At 69.8% G+C, this 17,546-nt stretch carries 17 protein-coding genes and 2 pseudogenes; 11 read left to right on the forward strand and 8 right to left on the reverse strand.

Translation table 11 applies throughout. The annotated features are described in order from the left end of the window. Positions 1–7 precede the first annotated feature (7 nt). Positions 8–466, reverse strand: a complete 459-nt coding sequence (locus ACFV2X_RS11635; RefSeq protein WP_385614484.1) for a MarR family winged helix-turn-helix transcriptional regulator — start codon at positions 464–466, stop codon at positions 8–10. A gap of 66 nt (positions 467–532) precedes the next feature. Here ACFV2X_RS11635 and ACFV2X_RS11640 point away from each other — a divergent pair, with 66 nt between their 5' ends. From ACFV2X_RS11640 to ACFV2X_RS11655, 4 genes are all read left to right on the forward strand, one after another. Continuing rightward, positions 533–1,561 (forward strand): NADP-dependent oxidoreductase, encoded by a 1,029-nt coding sequence (locus ACFV2X_RS11640; RefSeq protein WP_385614486.1) that lies wholly within the window; start codon positions 533–535, stop codon positions 1,559–1,561. Positions 1,562–2,208: 647 nt separating this feature from the next. Further along, positions 2,209–3,546 carry an extracellular solute-binding protein gene (locus ACFV2X_RS11645; RefSeq protein ID WP_385614489.1) on the forward strand — a complete coding sequence of 446 codons (1,338 nt, stop codon included), beginning with the start codon at positions 2,209–2,211 and terminating at the stop codon, positions 3,544–3,546. Next, a complete protein-coding gene (locus tag ACFV2X_RS11650; RefSeq protein WP_385614491.1) occupies positions 3,543–4,505 on the forward strand; it encodes a carbohydrate ABC transporter permease in 963 nt (320 codons plus the stop codon). The genes ACFV2X_RS11645 and ACFV2X_RS11650 overlap by 4 nt, the downstream gene beginning before the upstream one ends. Then, positions 4,502–5,413 (forward strand): carbohydrate ABC transporter permease, encoded by a 912-nt coding sequence (locus ACFV2X_RS11655; RefSeq protein ID WP_385614494.1) that lies wholly within the window; start codon positions 4,502–4,504, stop codon positions 5,411–5,413. The genes ACFV2X_RS11650 and ACFV2X_RS11655 overlap by 4 nt, the downstream gene beginning before the upstream one ends. Positions 5,414–5,541: 128 nt before the next feature. Here ACFV2X_RS11655 and ACFV2X_RS11660 read toward each other — a convergent pair whose 3' ends face one another. Next, a complete protein-coding gene (locus ACFV2X_RS11660) occupies positions 5,542–6,957 on the reverse strand; it encodes a glycoside hydrolase (protein ID WP_385614497.1) in 1,416 nt (471 codons plus the stop codon). A gap of 196 nt (positions 6,958–7,153) precedes the next feature. Here ACFV2X_RS11660 and ACFV2X_RS11665 point away from each other — a divergent pair, with 196 nt between their 5' ends. The 4 genes from ACFV2X_RS11665 (at position 7,154) to ACFV2X_RS11680 (ending at position 10,142) form a co-directional block, all read left to right on the forward strand. Continuing rightward, positions 7,154–8,161: an arabinan endo-1,5-alpha-L-arabinosidase gene (locus tag ACFV2X_RS11665; RefSeq protein ID WP_385614500.1), complete on the forward strand. Its 1,008-nt coding sequence runs from the start codon at positions 7,154–7,156 to the stop codon at positions 8,159–8,161. Positions 8,162–8,313: 152 nt separating this feature from the next. Continuing rightward, on the forward strand, positions 8,314–9,297 hold the full coding sequence (locus ACFV2X_RS11670) for a teichoic acid biosynthesis protein C (RefSeq protein WP_385614502.1): 984 nt from the start codon (positions 8,314–8,316) through the stop codon (positions 9,295–9,297). 140 nt (positions 9,298–9,437) lie between these two features. Continuing rightward, complete coding sequence (locus tag ACFV2X_RS11675) at positions 9,438–9,686, forward strand: hypothetical protein (RefSeq protein ID WP_385614505.1); 249 nt, start codon at positions 9,438–9,440, stop codon at positions 9,684–9,686. Positions 9,687–9,773: 87 nt separating this feature from the next. After that, complete coding sequence (locus ACFV2X_RS11680; RefSeq protein ID WP_385614506.1) at positions 9,774–10,142, forward strand: hypothetical protein; 369 nt, start codon at positions 9,774–9,776, stop codon at positions 10,140–10,142. Positions 10,143–10,172: 30 nt separating this feature from the next. On the opposite strand, the gene ACFV2X_RS11685 is transcribed toward ACFV2X_RS11680, so the two are convergent. The 4 genes and pseudogenes from ACFV2X_RS11685 to ACFV2X_RS11700 all read right to left on the reverse strand — a co-directional run bounded on the left by ACFV2X_RS11685 (position 10,173) and on the right by ACFV2X_RS11700 (position 12,135). Continuing rightward, positions 10,173–10,679, reverse strand: a complete 507-nt coding sequence (locus ACFV2X_RS11685) for a DinB family protein (protein ID WP_385614508.1) — start codon at positions 10,677–10,679, stop codon at positions 10,173–10,175. Between the two features lie 41 nt (positions 10,680–10,720). Further along, complete coding sequence (locus tag ACFV2X_RS11690) at positions 10,721–11,404, reverse strand: carotenoid oxygenase family protein (RefSeq protein ID WP_385614579.1); 684 nt, start codon at positions 11,402–11,404, stop codon at positions 10,721–10,723. Positions 11,405–11,416: 12 nt separating this feature from the next. Next, positions 11,417–11,560 (reverse strand): annotated as a pseudogene (locus ACFV2X_RS11695) (carotenoid oxygenase family protein); the annotation flags it as partial. 17 nt (positions 11,561–11,577) lie between these two features. Then, on the reverse strand, positions 11,578–12,135 hold the full coding sequence (locus tag ACFV2X_RS11700) for a hypothetical protein (RefSeq protein WP_385614510.1): 558 nt from the start codon (positions 12,133–12,135) through the stop codon (positions 11,578–11,580). An 89-nt stretch (positions 12,136–12,224) separates the two neighbouring features. Between ACFV2X_RS11700 and ACFV2X_RS11705 the strand changes: the two genes are divergently transcribed. Continuing rightward, complete coding sequence (locus ACFV2X_RS11705; protein ID WP_385614513.1) at positions 12,225–12,740, forward strand: PadR family transcriptional regulator; 516 nt, start codon at positions 12,225–12,227, stop codon at positions 12,738–12,740. Positions 12,741–13,145: 405 nt separating this feature from the next. After that, positions 13,146–13,781 (forward strand): annotated as a pseudogene (locus tag ACFV2X_RS11710) (amidohydrolase family protein); the annotation flags it as partial. Between the two features lie 42 nt (positions 13,782–13,823). On the opposite strand, the gene ACFV2X_RS11715 reads toward ACFV2X_RS11710, so the two are convergent. Then, positions 13,824–15,152 carry a hypothetical protein gene (locus tag ACFV2X_RS11715; RefSeq protein ID WP_385614515.1) on the reverse strand — a complete coding sequence of 443 codons (1,329 nt, stop codon included), beginning with the start codon at positions 15,150–15,152 and terminating at the stop codon, positions 13,824–13,826. Between the two features lie 191 nt (positions 15,153–15,343). Here ACFV2X_RS11715 and ACFV2X_RS11720 point away from each other — a divergent pair, with 191 nt between their 5' ends. Then, positions 15,344–16,906 (forward strand): alpha-N-arabinofuranosidase, encoded by a 1,563-nt coding sequence (locus ACFV2X_RS11720; RefSeq protein ID WP_385614517.1) that lies wholly within the window; start codon positions 15,344–15,346, stop codon positions 16,904–16,906. Here the strand turns inward: ACFV2X_RS11720 and ACFV2X_RS11725 are convergent. After that, positions 16,890–17,513, reverse strand: coding sequence for a DsbA family protein (locus ACFV2X_RS11725; protein ID WP_385614520.1), 624 nt, complete (start codon positions 17,511–17,513; stop codon positions 16,890–16,892). The genes ACFV2X_RS11720 and ACFV2X_RS11725 overlap by 17 nt on opposite strands. Positions 17,514–17,546: the final 33 nt, after the last annotated feature.

Here is a 17,546-nt window from a genome sequence, read left to right on the forward strand (position 1 = left end):
CGGGGGATCAGACCGAGTCCGTCCCGAGCATCCGCTTGAGCAGGTCGCGCAGTACCGTGCGCTCCTGCTCCGACAGCCCGGCCAGCGGCGCGCGTGCGAAGTCGAGTGAGCCGCGCAGCCGGTCGGCGGTCTCCTTGCCCCGGTCCGTCGCGGCGGCGAGCTTGACGCGGCGGTCGGCCGGGTCCAGGCGGCGCTCGGCGAGGCCGCGGGCCTCCAGGCGGTCGATGATCCCGGTGACGTTCGACGGCTCGCACTTCAGCTGCTGTGCGATATGGCGCATGGGCGTCGGGCCCCGGGACAGCAGTCCGAGCACCCGCGCCTGCGCGCCGGTCAGGGAGTGCTTCCCGGCGGCCGTCTCGTATTCCTCGTGATAGCGAGCGACGATGGTGCCGATGAGTTCGACGACTTCGAGCGTCAGCGGATCAGGAGGTTCGGTACTGGAGGTCATGGGGACCAGGGTACCCATTTATTTGACATCATGAAATATGTACCAGCATGATTGTTTCATCACCTGAAGTAATAGGAGGACCCCATGGCCCCCAAGCCCGCGATTCCCGCCACCAGCCGCGAATGGCACCTCGTCGCCCGTCCCGAGGGATGGCCGAAGCCGGAGGACTTCGCGCTGCGCGAGACCCCCGTCACCGAGCCGGGCCCCGGCCAGGTGCTGGTCCGCAACCTGTACATGTCGGTGGACCCGTATATGCGCGGCCGGATGAACGATGTGAAGTCGTACACCCCGCCGTTCAAGCTCGACCACCCGATGGACGGCGGCGCCGTGGGCGAGGTCATCGCCTCGAACGCGGAGGGTATCGCCGTCGGCGACCACGTCCTGCACTTCGCCGGCTGGCGTGAGTACGCGCAGGTGGAGGCCAAGCACGCGGTCAAGGTGGACCCGGTTGCGGCCCCCCTCTCCGCCTACCTCGGCGTCCTCGGCATGACCGGCCTCACCGCGTACGCGGGCCTGCTCGAGGTCGCGTCCTTCAAGGAGGGCGACGCGGTCTTCGTCTCCGGCGCGGCGGGCGCGGTCGGCAGCGAGGTCGGCCAGATCGCCAAGCTCAAGGGCGCCTCGCGGGTCATCGGCAGCGCGGGCTCCGACGAAAAGGTCAGGCTGCTGACCGAGGAGTACGGCTTCGACGCGGCGTTCAACTACAAGAACGGCCCGGTCGCGGACCAGCTCAAGGAGGCCGCGCCCGACGGTATCGACGTCTACTTCGACAATGTCGGCGGCGAGCACCTGGAGGCCGCCATCGGCCGCCTCAACGTGCACGGGCGCATCACCGTCTGCGGCATGATCGCCCAGTACAACGTGACCGAGCCGCCCGCCGCCCCGCGCAACCTCGCCCTTGTCATCGGCAAGCGGCTGCGTATTCAGGGCATGCTCGTAAACGACCACCAGCACCTCCAGCAGCAGTTCGTGGAGGAGGTCGGCGGCTGGCTGCGCGACGGCAAGCTGCACTACCGGGAGACGGTGGTCAAGGGCCTCGACAACGCGGTGGACGCGTTCCTGGGCATGCTGCGCGGTGCGAACATCGGCAAGATGATCGTCGCGCTGAACGACTGACAGCGGCCGGGCCGCCCCCTGCCCGCGCCATGCACGCCCGCCCACAGTTGAGGCCCCCGGATCCCAGGGTTCCCCTCGCGTCTTGTGGCTGCGGCCATGCCGCGAGCCGACGCGGCGATGCTCGGGCCCGGCCTCGGGCCGTGCCCGCTGGACGGCATGGTCTGGTTGACCAGCCGGGCCTCGGCGCTCCAGGCCGAGCAGATGCGGTGGACGACGAGGCGGCCGGGGCGTCGTCGGCGGCGAAGGGGGTGATGCCGCCGAGGGTGAAGGACGAGATCAGGTCCAGGGCGAAGGGGCGGTCGCCCTCGTTGGCGGCGCTGGTGCGGATCCGTGCGAAGGGGTCGCCGGGGTGGTGGGTCAGCCGGTGGACGAAGATCTCCAGACCGATCACGTCGCCCACCGCGTCGTGACGCGGATACCGGACGGTCAGATCTCCCAGCTCAAACATGAGTTGCCCCGCCTCATCCCCGCCTCACACGTCCGACGGCGGGACGGTAAGCGCTTGCTCCGGTACGGGTCAAGGGGTGAGGCGAGTCGTGTTCAAAGCGTTGACGCGCACTCCTCGGCGGCTTATCTTCCCTGTCCGAAGTTACGAGCGGCATTCGAAATAGCGAACAGTGCTGCCTGTGCAGCAGGAATGAGCCGCAATGCAACGATCCTCCCCAACCCGCCGCGGAGTGCTCACCGGGCTCGGCGCCCTCGCCGCCACCGGGGCGGTGGGCGCGGGCGCCGCCGGCTGCGCCGCGCCCTCGTCAGTCGCCGCGGGCAAGACCCGGCTGCGCTACTGGCATCTCTTCGGCGGCGGCGACGGCGTCAACATGAAGGCGATGCTGGACGCTTACAGCGCGGCCCATCCCGCGATCGGCCTGGAGGCCGCCACGCTTAAGTGGGGCTCTCCGTACTACACCAAGCTCGGCATGGCGGGCGCGGGCGGGCGCGCTCCCGAGGTCGCGGCGCTGCACCTGGCCCGGCTCGCCGGTTTCGCACCCGGCCGCCTCCTCGACGCCTTCGACCTCGACCTGCTCGCCGACCACGGGGTGACCGCCGACGACTTCCCCGAGGACATCTGGAAGCGCGGCGCGGTCGGCGGCAAGCAGTACGCCATTCCGCTCGACACCCACCCCATGGTGCTCTTCTACAACACCGAGGTGTGCGAGAAGGCCGGGCTGCTAGGCCCCGACGGCAAGCTCAAACCCATCAACGGCGCCGAGGAGTTCACCGCCGCGCTGCGCACCGCCAAGAAGGTCACCGGAGCGCCGGGGCTGGTCACCGAGACCATCGGCGGCGATGTCGTCGGCCCCTGGCGGGTGTTCTCCACGTTCTACTCGCAGACCGGCGGAAAGATCCTGTCCGCCGACGGCCGCCGCCTCGCCCTCGACGACGCCAAGGCGCTCAAGGCGCTCGAGTACATGGCCATGCTCGTCGACGAGGGGCTGTGCCACCGGCGGGTCGACTACCAGGGCTCCATCGGCGTCTTCAACGGCGGCAAGACCGGCTTCTACCTCAACGGCGAATGGGAGATCAGCTCCTTCCGCACCACCAAGCTGCCGTTCTCCATGACCCGGGTCCCGGCCCTCTTCGGCCGCCCCACCGCCCAGGCCGACTGCCACTCCTTCGTCCTGCCCCACCAGCGGGACCGGGGCGGCAGGACCAACGAGGCGGCCCACGAGTTCGTGGCCTGGATGATCAAGCACACCGTCGAATGGGCCAAGGGCGGTCATGTCCCGGCGTATCTGCCGACGCTGGAGAACCCCGCGTATCTCAAGCTCCGGCCGCAGTCCGAATACCGCTCGGTCGTGGGCGACGTCGTGCTCGACGAGCCAGCCTGGTTCGCCGGCTCCGCCTCCCTCATGTGGATCGAGCTCGGCTCGGTCTTCTCCGGGGTGCTCACCGGCTCCCGCACGCCCCGGAACGCGCTGAAAGAGGCCAAGGTCCGGCTGCGCGAGCTGCTGGACACCCCCGACCCCTTCGGAGGTGCGAAATGAGCGCGCCGACCGTCACCGCGCCCCCGCCGCGCTCCCCGCAGGCCACGGCCGCCACCACCCCGCCCAGGACCGTACGCCGCCACTGGACCGAGCACGGGCTGGTCTTCGTGGCCCCCTTCCTCCTCGTCTACGCCCTCTTCCTCCTCTGGCCGCTGCTGTACGGCGTCAAGATGAGCCTCGGCGACGACAACATCACCGGCACCGACAGCCACTTCATCGGCTTCGACAACTACGCCGAGGCCCTTCAGGACCCCGACGTGTGGTCCTCGCTGTGGAACACCGTCTGGTTCACCGTCCTGTCCACCATCCCCCTCGTCCTCGTCGGCCTGGGTTTGGCGCTGCTCGCGCATCATCTGCGGGTGGTCCAGTGGCTGTGGCGGCTGAGCTGGTTCGCGCCCTTCCTGCTGCCGTCGGGCGTGGTCGGGCTGCTCTTCATGTGGGTGATCTTCCCGTCCGACTTCGGCTTCGCCGACCAGGCGCTCGCCTCCCTCGGTCTGCACCCCGGCATCGGCTGGCTCACCGATGAGCGCTACGCGATGCTGTCCATCGTCGCGACCACCGTCTGGTGGACCGTCGGCTTCAACTTCCTGCTGTATCTCGCGGCGCTCCAGGCCATTCCGCAACACCTCTACGAGGCGGCGGAGCTGGACGGCGCGGGCGCCTGGGCCAGGCTGCGTAACATCACCCTGCCGATGCTGCGGCGCACCACGGGCGTTGTGGTCGTGCTGCAGATCCTGGCCTCGCTGAAGATCTTCGATCAGGTCTACGTCATGACCGCCGGCGGCCCGGACGAGTCCACCCGCCCGATCCTGCAGTACGTCTTCGAGTCCGGTTTCACCGGCTACCGCATCGGCTACGCCTCCGCCGTCTCGTACCTCTTCTTTGCCCTGATCGTGATCGTCTCCCTGGTCCAACTGCGGCTGACCCGCCGCGCGAGTGAGGAGGGCGCGCGGATATGAGCGCGGAGACAGCCGTGACACAGGAGACGGCCGGGACACGGACGAAAACGGGCGCGAGCGCGGACGCCGGCGCGGGCCGCAGGTTCCGCTGGTCCCCGGGCCGGATCGCCATGCTGCTGATCGCGCTCGCGCTGGTGGTGCTGTGGGTGCTGCCGCTGGCGTGGGCGGTGGCCACCTCCCTCAAACCGGAGGGGGAGACCACCACGACGCCGCTGAAGTGGATCGGCTCGACGATCACCTTCGGCGCATACCGCGAGGTGTGGAAGTCGGGCGACATCGGTCAGTGGATGTTCAACTCCGCCTATATCTCGGTCATGACGACCCTGCTGACCGTGGTGCTGTGCGCCATGGCCGCGTACGGCTTCTCGCGCACCGAGTTCCGCGGCCGCAAGGTGCTCTACGGTCTGGTGCTGGCCGGGATCATGGTGCCGCCGCAGGTGCTGATGGCCCCGCTGTTCGCGGAGATGGTCTCCATGGGGCTCGTCGACACCTACTGGGGCGTGATCCTGCCGCAGGTCGCCGTGCCCGCGATGGTCTTCATCCTGGTCAAGTTCTTCGACGGGGTGCCGCGTGAGCTGGAGGAGGCGGCGTTCGTGGACGGGGCGGGGCGGTGGCGGGTCTTCTGGACCATCGTGATGCCGCTGTCCCGGCCGGTGCTGGCGGCCGTGGCGATCTTCACCTTCATCTCGACGTGGAACAACTTCCTGTGGCCGTTCCTGGTCACGACCGACCCGAACGGGATGACGCTGCCGGTGGGGCTGGTCAACGTCCAGTCCTCGTACGGGCTGCGGTACGCCCAGATGATGGCCTCGGTCGTGATCGCCGGCCTGCCACTGCTGGTGGTCTTCACGCTCTTCCAGCGCCAGATCGTCCGCGGTGTGGCCCATACGGGGCTGGCGGGCCAGTGAGTGTCCCCCCACGGGGTGGGTCCGGTCCGCCCGGCCCGGCAGACCGCCGGGTGGACCGGCCCCACCGGCGACGCTCGGACCGTCCGGCGGTAGGGCGCGCGGCGTCGCGGGCCCTACCGCCGGACGGTTCAGCTCCCCAACACCACCGTGGTCAGCGACCGCGCCGGCAGCTCGACCGCCAGCTTTCCGCCTCGGACGTCCGCCGTGCCGACCCGGCTCAGCGAATGCGTCTCATCGGTGCGGTACACCGATCCGCGCGCGGAGCCCCCCGCACCGCCGCCCGTCAGCGCGTAGTCCGCCCGCACCGCGTCCGTCCCCGTGTTGAGGATTTCCAGCACCCGCTTCCCGTCCTGGTTGCGGAACGCCGTGATCTTGACGCCCGACGCCTCGGTCGACGCGGCCACCCGCACCGCCCCCGGCCGGATGAACCTGCTGTACGCGCCCAGGGCCCACAGCCGCTTGGAGACGTGGTAGTCCGCCCCATCCAGCTGGATCAGCCCGCGCGTGGCCCCGATCGAGGCGCCGAACCAGTACACATACGCGCTGGCGCGGGCGTCCGCGAGCGTGGTGTGGATGGCCTCGGCGACGGCCAGACCGTCGTAGCCGGAGCCGTCGTCCCACGCCTCGTTCCAGGTCGCGCCGTTCGGGCTCCACTCGGACATCCAGGTGCGGCGGTCGGTCGGCAGCGGCTGGTCGGAGGGGGTGACGTACGGATGGCCGGTGTGCACCCCGACCAACGCCGCGGCCTGCGGATCCGCCTCGATCGCCGCGCTGAACGCCGCCTGCTGGTCCCATCCGGCGGCGTCGCAGCACACCAGGTCGATCCCGGCCCGCCGCACGGTCGGCCCGAGCGCCTTGACCGTCTCCACCGCCTGCTCGGGCGTGAACTGCATGGACGCGTACGAGGTGGAGAGGTCCGGCTCGTTGGTGAAGCCGACGTCGGTGATGCGGACGCCCTCCTGGCGGTAGAACTTGGCGTACTGGACGAGGTAGTTGGCGTACGCCTGCCGCCACTCCGGCTTGAGCGTCCCGCCGTTCGCGTCCGTGCCGTTGGTCTTCATATAGCCGGGCGCGCTCCAGGCGTCGGCGTAGAAGCGCTTGACGCCGTACGCCTTCGCCTCCCTCGCCAGCCACACCTGGCCGCCGTCGTCGCCGTCCCACTCATAGCGCGGTGCGGCCTCGGGGCCGCCCGGGTCGGTCGGCTGGATCGACTTCATATGGTCGTACACCTCGTCCGAGGACGAGCCGACGCCCAACCGCAGAATGCTCAGACCGGCCCCGGACTTCCGGTCCAGCAGCAGGTCCAGGACCTCCCGCTGGCGTTCGGGGGTCAGCCCGCGCGCGCCGTGCATGATGTCGGCGCGCTGGAATGCCTGCGAGAAGCCGAAGCCGTCGATGGGCTGGAGGCGTTGGCCGAAGTCCACCCGACCGGTGGTCCCCGCCGTGGTTCCCGCCGCGGTGCCGTCCCCGGCATGGGCCTTAGGCGCGGTCGCCGCCGTGCCCAGGAGGGCGACGGCCAGTGCGCCCGTCACAGCGGCGCGCATCACCTTGATCACAAGAGCGTCCTTTCCCCTGCCTCCGAAAAACTTCCGGAACGTCACCGAAACGTTCGAGGGAACGTAGAGGCAGCTGAGAGGCGAGTCAATCCCCTGGGAGGAGGGAGGTGTTGAGGCCGCCCATCGCGTCGCGTACCGCCATGTGTTTCGGAGGGGCACCGAAAACATTCCGAAGGAGAGCCGAATGATCCACGCCAAGTCCGCGCGCACGCGCCCGGGCGGCCGTGTCCGCAGGGGCCGGCGACTCGCCGTCCTGGCGGCCGCCACGGCCTTCGCCCTGTTGCCGACCAGCGCCTCCGCCTACCCCAATCCGGGCCGGGTGACGGGCGACATCGTCGTGCACGACCCCACCATGATCCGTGCGAGCGACGGCACCTACCTGCTGTACTCCACCCACGGCGGTCTGGAGGCGCGCACCTCCACCGACCGGATCGCGTTCAGCCGCTCGGGGAACGCCTTCAACACCCCGCCGTCGTGGTGGAAGAACTACTCCTCCAGCAATGACCCCTGGGCGCCCGACATCTCGTACCAGGGCGGCAAGTACCTGATGTACTACGCCGTCTCGTCCTTCGGGTCCAGCAACTCCGCGATCGGATTCGCCACCTCGTCCAGCGGCAAGGCGGGCACCTGGACCGACTACGGCATCGTGCACTCCACCACCGGCAGCAGCAACTACAACGCCATCGACCCCAACCTCTTCGTCGACGGCGACGGCAAGTGGTGGCTGTCCTTCGGCTCGTGGTGGTCGGGGCTGAAGATGATCCGCATCGACCCGTCCACGGGCAAGCAGTACGCGGGCGACAAGACCGTCTACAGCATCGCCTCCCGGCCCACCGGCACCAAGGCCGTCGAGGGGCCCACGGTCGTCAAGCGCAACGGCTACTACTACCTGTTCGCCTCGTACGACACCTGCTGCGCGGGCACCAGCTCCACGTACAAGATCAAGGTCGGCCGCGCCACCAGCCCCACGGGACCGTACCTCGACAAGAACGGGGTCAACATGATGAACAACGGCGGCTCGGTGGTGCTGGAGTCCCACGGCCGCTACATCGGCCCCGGCGGGCAGTCGGTCATGGGCGACGTCGACGGTGACCTGCTCGTCTACCACTACTACGACGGCCAGGACAACGGGGCCCCGAAGCTCGGCGTCAACCTGCTGAGCTGGAGCGGGGGCTGGCCGACCGCGTACTGATCATGACCTGACATGAACCTGACGGTTCGAGGAGGTGTACCAAGGGCAAATCTGGAGACGGATCACGAAGGTCCTACGCGCGTAGCGCCCCCGCCCCTCGGCGACGAGAGACGGGGGCGCTACGGCACATCACCGACAGAAAGCAGAGATCCATGACGCAAGACCGCACCTGGAACAGACGCCGGTTACTGATGCTCGGCGGCGGCGCCGCGGCGGGCGCCGCGCTCGGCCTGGGCGCCAAGGTGGCCACCGCGAGCGAGGCCGCGCCCACGGCTGTACCGACGTCCCCGCGCTTCCAGCTGACTGAGCCCTCGTACGACCTCTTTCGCCATGCGTCGCTGCACAACGCGAGGGTCCAGCAGTCCTTCACCTTCGACAACGTCAACCGGCGCCTGTTCGTGGCCCAGCTCAAGGACGGCTCCGCGGACAGCAGCGGCGATCTGTGCATCACCCAGCTGGACTTCTCCGGCAACGAGCTCGGCTATATGTATCTGCTCGGCTTCGGACACGCCGTGTCCATCGGCGCGCAGGCCGTGGGGTCGGACACCTATCTGTGGACCGAGGTGGACGTCAACAGCGGCGCCCGCGGCAAACGGCTGGCCCGCTTCCGCTGGAGCAGCGGGACGACCCTGTCCAACACCTCCTCCGCCCTGACCAAGCACTCGCCCGTCTCCGACGCGACGGAGACCACCTGCGCGATCGACCCGGTGAACAACCGGATGGCGATCCGCTATCTGAACACCGCGGGCAGCAGGCGGTACGCGATCTTCAATGTGAACGAGGTCGCGGCCGGGAACTACGCCAACCGACTGGCGGACTTCGCCCAGCCCAGCGACTCCGCCGTCTTCCAGGGCTATGCGCTCTACGGCTCCTACGTCTACCAGCTGACCGGCACCGCCTACGGCGCCGACAACCCGTCCCCCGGCAACGCCTACGTCTCCAGCGTCAACGTCAACACCGGCGCGCTGACCCAGAAGGCCTTCACCCAGGCGGGCTCCACGCTGACCTACCGCGAACCCGAAGGCATGGGGGTGTACCGGACGGCCGCGGGGGAGGTCCGGCTCTTCCTGGGCTTCGCCTCCGGTGAGGCGGGCGACCGCCGCAGCAACATCTTCTACAAGAACGTCCTCGTCTGAGCCGAGGCTCAGCGGGCCGGGCTCCCGCCCGGCGACTCGTATCGGCAGTCGCCGGGCGGGAGCCCGTATGCGCCGTCGGCGTAGCTCCGGGCGCTCCGGGTACCCGAGGGAGGTCCGTCCGCCGACGAAGGGAACCGGCAGTGACTGACCGACGACTGGAAGCCCCCGGGGACCACATCGACGCCGTACCGCGGGACCTGCCCGACCAGCAGGCGCACGACGGCCCGGACCCCCTGGACGTGGACAGCCCCCCGGCGCGGTACAGCCCGCCCGAGGACCCCGACGACGTGCCCGATGTGGACGAGTCCGGCACCGGGCGGCGGGGGAGCCCCCGGAAGTCCGGGAGCCCGCGCCCGGACCATCCGATTCCGGATGAGCCATCCGGGTGAAACCTCGCAAAAGCTGCGAATATAAAGGGTAGGGACAACCGAACGAACCGCTCAAACGGCTCAGCGAAAGCGAAGAAGGTGCCCGCCATGGCCAGCGTGGAATGGCACGCCGAGCACGTAATGGTGAACCTCACCGGAATCTCGCGGGACGACGCCGACGTGGTCTTCGACGTACTGCACCGCTGCTACCGCTCCGACGACGCGTACGCCGGCCTGCCGGAGCATCCGCTCGAAGGACACCCAATGGTGTGGACCTCGACCTTCGAGGTGACCCCGACCCACCCGGAGCCCGAGCCCACCGCACTGACCGCGCCCATCACGGCCGATCTGCAGGGCTGCCCGTGCCAGGTGGAGCTGATGCGCGAGGTCCTGGCCCGCGCCTTCGCCATCGAGGACCATGGCAAGGTGCCGGGCGACCAGGAGCGCGAGGTGGAGCTCCGGCTGGTGAGCCGGTAGGACGCGCGGTACGAGGGCGGAGGCGGCGCCTCAGACCCCGACGGTGCCGTCGACGCCCTCGCGCAGAAAGTCGGCGTGGCCGTTGTGCCGCCCGTACTCCAGGATCATGTGGAGCATCACCGTGCGCAGCGATACGTCCTGCCCCCACCGCTCGGCGTGGACCGTCACGTCCAGCGACTCGGCCGCAGCCTCGATCCGCCGTGCGTGCTCCACCTCCGCCTGCCAGGCCGCGAACGCCTCGGCCCGCGTGGCCTCCCGCGCGTCGTAGGCCGCCTGGAAGTCGAACGAGTCCGACCAGACGAGCGGGATGTCCTCGCCGCCCAGCACCCGGCGGAACCAGTTGCGCTCCACCTCGGCCATGTGCCGCACCAGCCCGAGCAGCGAGAGCGTCGAGGGCGGCATCGACTGACGCCGAAGCTCCTCGTCGGACAGGCCGTCGCACTTCTTGGCGAGGGTCGCCCGGTGGAAGTCGAGGAAGCCGCGCAGCGTCTCGCGCTCGTCAGCGGTGGTGGGTATGCGGGGGCGTTCGGTGGTCACGGGTGGGTCCCTTTCGTACGGGCTGATGCTCGCGGAGGCTTTCAGTCCAGCTCGACGAACCGGCTCGCCCACGTCTCGAACTGTTCGTAGGGTTCCTTGAGCCCGGCCCGGAGCGCGTCGAGGTCCGGCGGTCGCAGCCCGAAGGTCTCGTTCAGCCAGGTGAGGTATTCCTGGTGGCCCTCGGTGTGCTGCTCGACCAAGTCGGGGTTCAAGGTCTCGTTGTCGATGGCCAGGAGCTGGAACAGCTCCAGCAGATTCCGCGCGACGATGTAGAGGTCTCCTTCGTCGCCGACGAAGACGACGGGCAAGGTGGCGAGGTCGGTCCGATCGTCACAGCGCCAGAGGGCGTAGTGGGAACCGGAGCGGGTGGCCAGCGCGAAGGGGATGAAGCCGTCCAGGAACTCCGGATCCTCCGACCAGGTGTGCAGACCGGCGTTCACGCCGTACTCGCGTAGTTCGAACCCGTCCGAGTACCAGACCCGGCCGATCCGGTTTTCGAACTCTTTGAGCAGGTTCAGTTCCGGTATGGGTGAGTAGACGTCACTCAATTCGATGCCCCCGTGTCTCAGTTGCCGCGACAAACGCTCTCCGGTCGAGGCAAGTGAATCATGCGTCGGCCGGCGGTCGTCGAGCCAGTTGCCGTGGAAGCCGAACGGCACCCGGGCCGGCAGCTGGACCGTGGCGACGGGACCCGCGGCGAGGTCGTCCGCGTCCAGGACGACCAGGTCGCTGCGGTCGGTGGCGGCGTCGGCCGGGTTCGGCCCGTTGCGCAGATACCAGCCGGCCAGCTCGGGCGGGATCGTGCCGGTCACCGGCAGGTCGTGGGCGCTGAGTTCCTCGGTGACCGGGGCGTAGTTCCCGGCGAGGTGCCGCGGGGTCATCGGGTCGGGCGGGGTCATCAGGCCGGCTGCCCGGCCTTGGCCTGGACGTGGGCGACGTAGCGGATGGTGAAGGCCATCGGGACGGCGAAGCCGGCGATCTGGACGAGCGTGGCGGGGGTCGAGTGCCCGTGTCCGGCGTGCGCCTCGAAGGCGAGCGCGAGGGCGGTCAGGGCGAAGGCCGCGGTCCATGCGGCGGTGATGACGACGTTGATCCGGATGAACGGCTTGAGTTCCCAGAGCTCGCGCGGGGTGGTGCGCTTGGCGATGCCCAGGGTGAACGGCTTGCCGATGGCCAGCGAGGCCCCGGCGATGGCCGCCAGCGTGCCCGAGGAGAGGGCCCCGGAGTAGTCGTGCGCGCCCGAGTCGTGATCGGTGAAGGCGATCACCGCCAGTACGGCGAAGAAGGCCGCCGAGCCCAGCTCGATGATCAGCGCGTCGAGCCCGACCCCGGCCCGTACCTGCTGGCCGATCAGCGCCACCGCGACCACCAGCGCGGCCGGCGCGCCCCACTGCCAGCTCCCGGAGGGCAGCACGGCGAAGACGATCCACGGCAGAAACGTACGCAGGTAGGACATGACCACTCCGTTTCGAGGTCCCTCTTCTGACATGTCAAAACTAGAAGGTCCGGCTGCGACATGTCAATTCTGGAATGTAGGGTGGAGGCATGAGCCTTCGACACGCACTGCTCGGCCTTCTCTCGGAGCGCCCCGCCAGCGGATACGACCTGCTCAAGCGATTCGAGACCTCGCTGGCCACCGCCTGGCCCGCGACCCAGAGCCAGATCTATACGGAGCTGACCAAACTGGCGGCCGGCGGACTGATCACGGTGGCGGCCGAAGGGCCGCGCGGCCGCAAGGAATACGCCATCGCCGACGAGGGGTTGGCTGAGCTGCGGCACTGGCTGACGGAGACCACACCACAGCGGAACACCCGCAGCGACATTCTGCTGCGGGTGTTCTTCCTCGGGGTGCTCGAGCCCGAGCAGGCGCGCGCATACCTGACCGGGCTCGTCGAGATGTCCGAGCGCGGGCACGAGGAGCTGTGCCGGCTGGAGGAGTCCATCGACTGGGGTGATGACGATCTGTCGGTCTACGGCCGGATCGCGCTGGAATACGGCCTGCGGTTCAACGCCATGCGGCGCGAATGGGCCGAGTGGGCGGCCGGTCAGATCGGAAGCTGAACAAGTGGTCGTCGGGCGGAGGTGGGCGCTGACGTAGGGGCCCGGCACCCTGGGCCCGTACGGGGCGGCCCAGGGGCGGATCGGGGCTCGCCCCGATGCGTGGTCCGGGCCGACTCGCGGAGGGTGGGCGTTGTCACGCCGGTTCGGGCCGCGACGCGGCCCCGTAGGACAAGGAGGCCCCGCCACATGGCCACGCTTCGGACTTCTCGCTCCGCCATCACCTTGTCGCCGTCCCTGACCCGCCGTCGCGCCCTGCTCGCGGCGGGCGCGGGCGCGGGGGCGGTGGCCGTCGGGGCCGGGCTCGCGTCGGCGCCCGGCGCCTCGGCCGATACGAAGCGGAGGGGCAAGGGCGGGCCGCCGACGGAGGGGCGGATCGACACGCACCACCACGCATTACCGGACGCCATGCGCGCGTGGGCCATCGAGGCCGGGCTGCTCCCGCCCGAGGGCGGGCCGGACTGGGCGCGTTGGACCCTCCGCGAGACGCTGGAGGTGATGGAAGCCAACCGCATCGCGGCCGGTGTCGCCTCCGCCCCGGTGCCGTCCGTGGCCTTCCGCGATCGGGCGGTGGCGAAGGACGGCGTCCGGGTGTTCAACGAGTCCCTGGCGGGCGGCACCGAGCTGCCGGGGGTGTCCGAGGCCATCGGGGACTTCCCGCTCGACACCACCCGGGCGGCGCTCAACCTGATCGCCACCGGCACCCTCGACCGCTACCCCGACCTGTCGATCATCCTGTCCCATGCCGGCGGTTTCCTGCCGTACGTGGCCGGGCGGGCCATCTCCGCCGGACGGCAGGGGGAGGGCCCCGACCCCGAGGCGGTCCGCAGAGCACTCGGCTGCTTCTACTTCGACACCGCCCTTCCGCTGTCCCCGTACGCCACCCCGACCCTGCTGGCCGCCGCCGACCCGACCCGCATCCTGTGCGGGAGCGACTGGCCGGCCAGGCCCGCCCGCGAAGTGGGTGCCATCACCGCGGACTTCGACCGCGACCCTGCCCTTGACCACCGTGCCCGCCGACGCATCAACCGGGACAACGCGCTTCGCCTCCTCCCCCGCCTCGCGGCCCGGCTGAGGCGCGGAGGTTCAAGATCCAGAGTCACCGTTGAAAATCATGTACAGCGCCTCGTGCGGGCCGACGACCAGGAGCCGTCGGGCGTCCTCGTACACGTCGATCGAGTGGTCGTCGGTCCGCCAGAACCCGCCGTCCTCGTCGGCGTCGGCCCATATGAGCATCCGGCGCTCCGGGCCGCCGACCCGCTCCAGGGGGCGGGCCAGGAGCTCGTCCAGGAGGGCGTCGACCAACGGGCCGGACGCATCGGACGTCTCGCGGCACTGGTGGCGGCAGGCGCGGCGGAACGCCTCGACCTCGGTCAGGAAGGCGGCGGTGTCCAGGGAGTGCAGCTGGTCACCCAGCATCCACAGGCTCGTGGCCGATTCGCCGGGGGCGCCGAGGGTGGTGCAGTCCTGGGCCGGGTAGTCGCCCCGTCCCTCGCTGTCGATGTTGTCGATCTGATCCTGGGTCGGGATCAGATGGGACGGGCCGAACCAGGCGCCCGCCCCGTAGTCGTAGTAGACCCCCAGGTAGGTGTCGTCGTACTCCTCGCACCAGGACGTGGACTCCCACCACTCCCGCACCTCGTCGAGGTCGGCGGCCTGCTCCGGATCGAGTCCGTGAGGCTGCCAGCCGACGCTGAACGCGGCGCGCCCGTCGCACTTCAAGAGGGCCGCGAGAACTGTCCCGGCACACAAGGCGCGCACCTTCGCCTCGGCGACGCCGTGCTCCTCGGGGGCGACCCGGACGCCGTCCGGGCAGGCGGCGAAGGAGCATGCGGCGTGGCGCGGTTCGCCACGCCCCTCCCGCTCCCGACGCGGTACGACGCTGATGCGCAGCGCCGCGTCGTACTCGGTCTCCCACGCCAGCACCACATGCGTCTCGTCGGGCACGACCGCGCCGGTGACCGGGTCCACGACCGTCACGAGCACCGCTTCCCGCCCCTGGGAGAGGATCAACTCGCGCAGGTCGGCGATGAGCAGTTCAACGCGTCGGGATGGAACGCTGCTGCCCGCCAGCAGGGCCCGCTCCACGGCGGAGGCCGCCTCTGCCACGGCGATGGCCCGGCAGGCGTGTGGGTCACGCCTCGTGCCGTTCGTATGCTCCATCGCCGGGAAGAGTCCGGTCTTCACGAGTGCGTCGGGTCGCATCATCCAGGGTTCGTTCGGCTCCGGCCGGATGTCCGTGAGCACCATGGGTGCGTCGGGGGCGTCAGGGGCGTCCTCGCTGAGCCAGCGGTCGATCAGATGGACCCGCACCGCGACATCGAGCTGTTCGTTCCAGTCCTCGGCGAGAAGGTTTCCCTTCGGGGCCTCGTGCTCGGGATGCTGAAGGAACTCTTCGACGTCAGGGCTCAACACACGTACCTCCTGGGGCAGATGGCAGCACCAACAGGAAGTCTCTCGCACGCCTCCGACAGCGGGCCGGGCGCTTCCGGGCCGCACGAGGCGTTGACGCGTGGGGAACGGAGATCTTACCGTCTCGTTCGAAGTCACGATCGGTATCCGAGATATCGGACAAGCGCGCGCCAGCGCAGGAGAGAGACGCCGCAATGCAGCCGACGACCCCCAGCAACCGCACCCCCGCCGAGACCCCTGCCGACACCCCCGCTCCCGCCCCACCGGCCCGCTTCACCCTCGACCCCGCCTTCGCCGTGGGCGACGTCGACCCGCGTGTGTTCGGGTCGTTCGTCGAGCACCTGGGCCGCTGCGTCTACACCGGCATCTACGAACCCGGCCACGCCACCGCCGATGAGGCCGGTCTGCGCACCGACGTCCTGGAGCTGATCCGCGAGCTGGGGGTCACCGTCATCCGCTATCCGGGCGGCAACTTCGTCTCCGGCTACAAATGGGAGGACGGCGTCGGCCCCGTCGACGAGCGCCCGCGCCGACTCGACCTGGCCTGGCGGTCGACCGAGACCAACCGCTTCGGCCTCGGCGAGTACATCGACTTCCTCCGCAAGGTCGACGGCGAGCCGATGATGGCCCTCAACCTCGGCACCCGTGGCGTCGCCGAGGCGCTGGAGCTGCAGGAATACGCCAACTTCCCGTCCGGCACCGCCCTGTCCGACCGCCGTGCCGCACACGGCGACAAGGACCCGTACGACATCCGGCTGTGGTGCCTGGGCAACGAGATGGACGGGCCCTGGCAGACCGGCCACAAGACCGCCGAGGAGTACGGGCGGCTGGCCGCCGAAACCGCCCGCGCGATGCGGCAGATCGACCCGGACGTGCAGCTGGTGGCCTGCGGCAGCTCCTCGCAGTCCATGCCGACCTTCGCCGAGTGGGAGGCGACGGTCCTGCAAGAGGCGTACGAGCTCGTCGACTACATCTCCCTGCACGCCTACTACGAAGAGCTCGACGGCGACCGCGACTCCTTCCTCGCCTCGGCCGTCGACATGGAGTCCTTCATCGAGAACGTGGTCGCCACCTGCGACCACGTGGGCGCCCGGCTCAAGTCCAAGAAGAAGATCAACCTCTCCTTCGACGAGTGGAACGTCTGGTACCAGACCCGCTTCCAGGGCGAGGAGCCGCCCAACTGGGACGAGGCGCCGCGGCTCCTGGAGGACAACTACTCCGTCACCGACGCCGTCGTCTTCGGCTCGCTGCTCATCGCGCTGCTGCGCCACGCCGACCGGGTCACCGTCGCCTGCCTCGCCCAACTCGTCAACGTCATCGCGCCGATCATGACCGAGCCGGGCGGCCCGGCCTGGAAGCAGACCACCTTCTTCCCGTTCGCGCAGGCGTCGCGTTACGGGCGCGGGCGGGTCCTCCAGGTCAGCGTCGACAGCCCGACGCACGAGACGGCCAAGTACGGCGAGGTGCCGCTGCTGCACGCCACCGCCGTCGCGGACGAGGAGACCGGCGAGGTCACCGTCTTCGCCGTCAACCGCGACCAGACGCGACCGCTGCCGCTGGCGGTGGACCTGCACGGCCTGTCCGTATCCCGGATCGTCGAACACAGCGTCCTCGCGGACGCCGACCCCGAGGCCCGCAACACCCTGACCGAGCCCGAGCGCGTCACCCCGCACGCCGCGACCGGCACGGCCCTGGACGGCGGGGTGCTGCGGACCACGCTGGAGCCGATGTCCTGGAACGTCATCCGGCTGGCGTGAGCGGGGCGGTCAGCGCCGCGCGGTAGGCAGCCTCCGGCTGCGCGCCTTCGAGGACGGTCCCGTCCTCGAAGGCGACGTACGGTACGGCGTCGACCTGGACGCCGAGCGCGCGTACGCGGTCCAGTTCGGCGCGCAGCGCGGCTGTGCCGCTGTGGTCGTCGGCGTCGGTGGCCGCCACCACCCCGGTCTCGGCGGCCAGCCGGGCCAGGGTGGTGCGGTCGGAGATCAGCAGCCCATCGGTGAAGTACGCCCGGAACAGCCGCTCCGCCATCCGCTCCCCGACCCCCTGCGCGGACGCGCGGGCGACCAGCCGGTGAGCCTCGAAGGTGTTGGTGAACAGGGCGCGTTCGAAGCGCAGCTCCAGACCGTCCGCCACGCCGAAGGAGGTGTCGGAGGCGACCTGCCGTACGAACGCCTCGCCCCGGGTCCGCCTCCAGACCTCGAACAACGGCTCACCACCGGCGGAGGGCGCGTCGGGCTCGGCTTGGAAGGGGCGGATGGTCAACTCGGCCTCGCCGCCGGCAGCGCGGGTGAGGCGGGTGAAGCCCAGGTAGCAGCGGACACAGGCGAGGTCCAGGGCGATCTCAACACGGCGTTCGGTTCGCATGCCCATCAGCCTCGGCGCTGCGCGAGGGAACAG

The organism is Streptomyces sp. NPDC059679, from assembly GCF_042734105.1.
Taxonomy (GTDB): domain Bacteria; phylum Actinomycetota; class Actinomycetes; order Streptomycetales; family Streptomycetaceae; genus Streptomyces.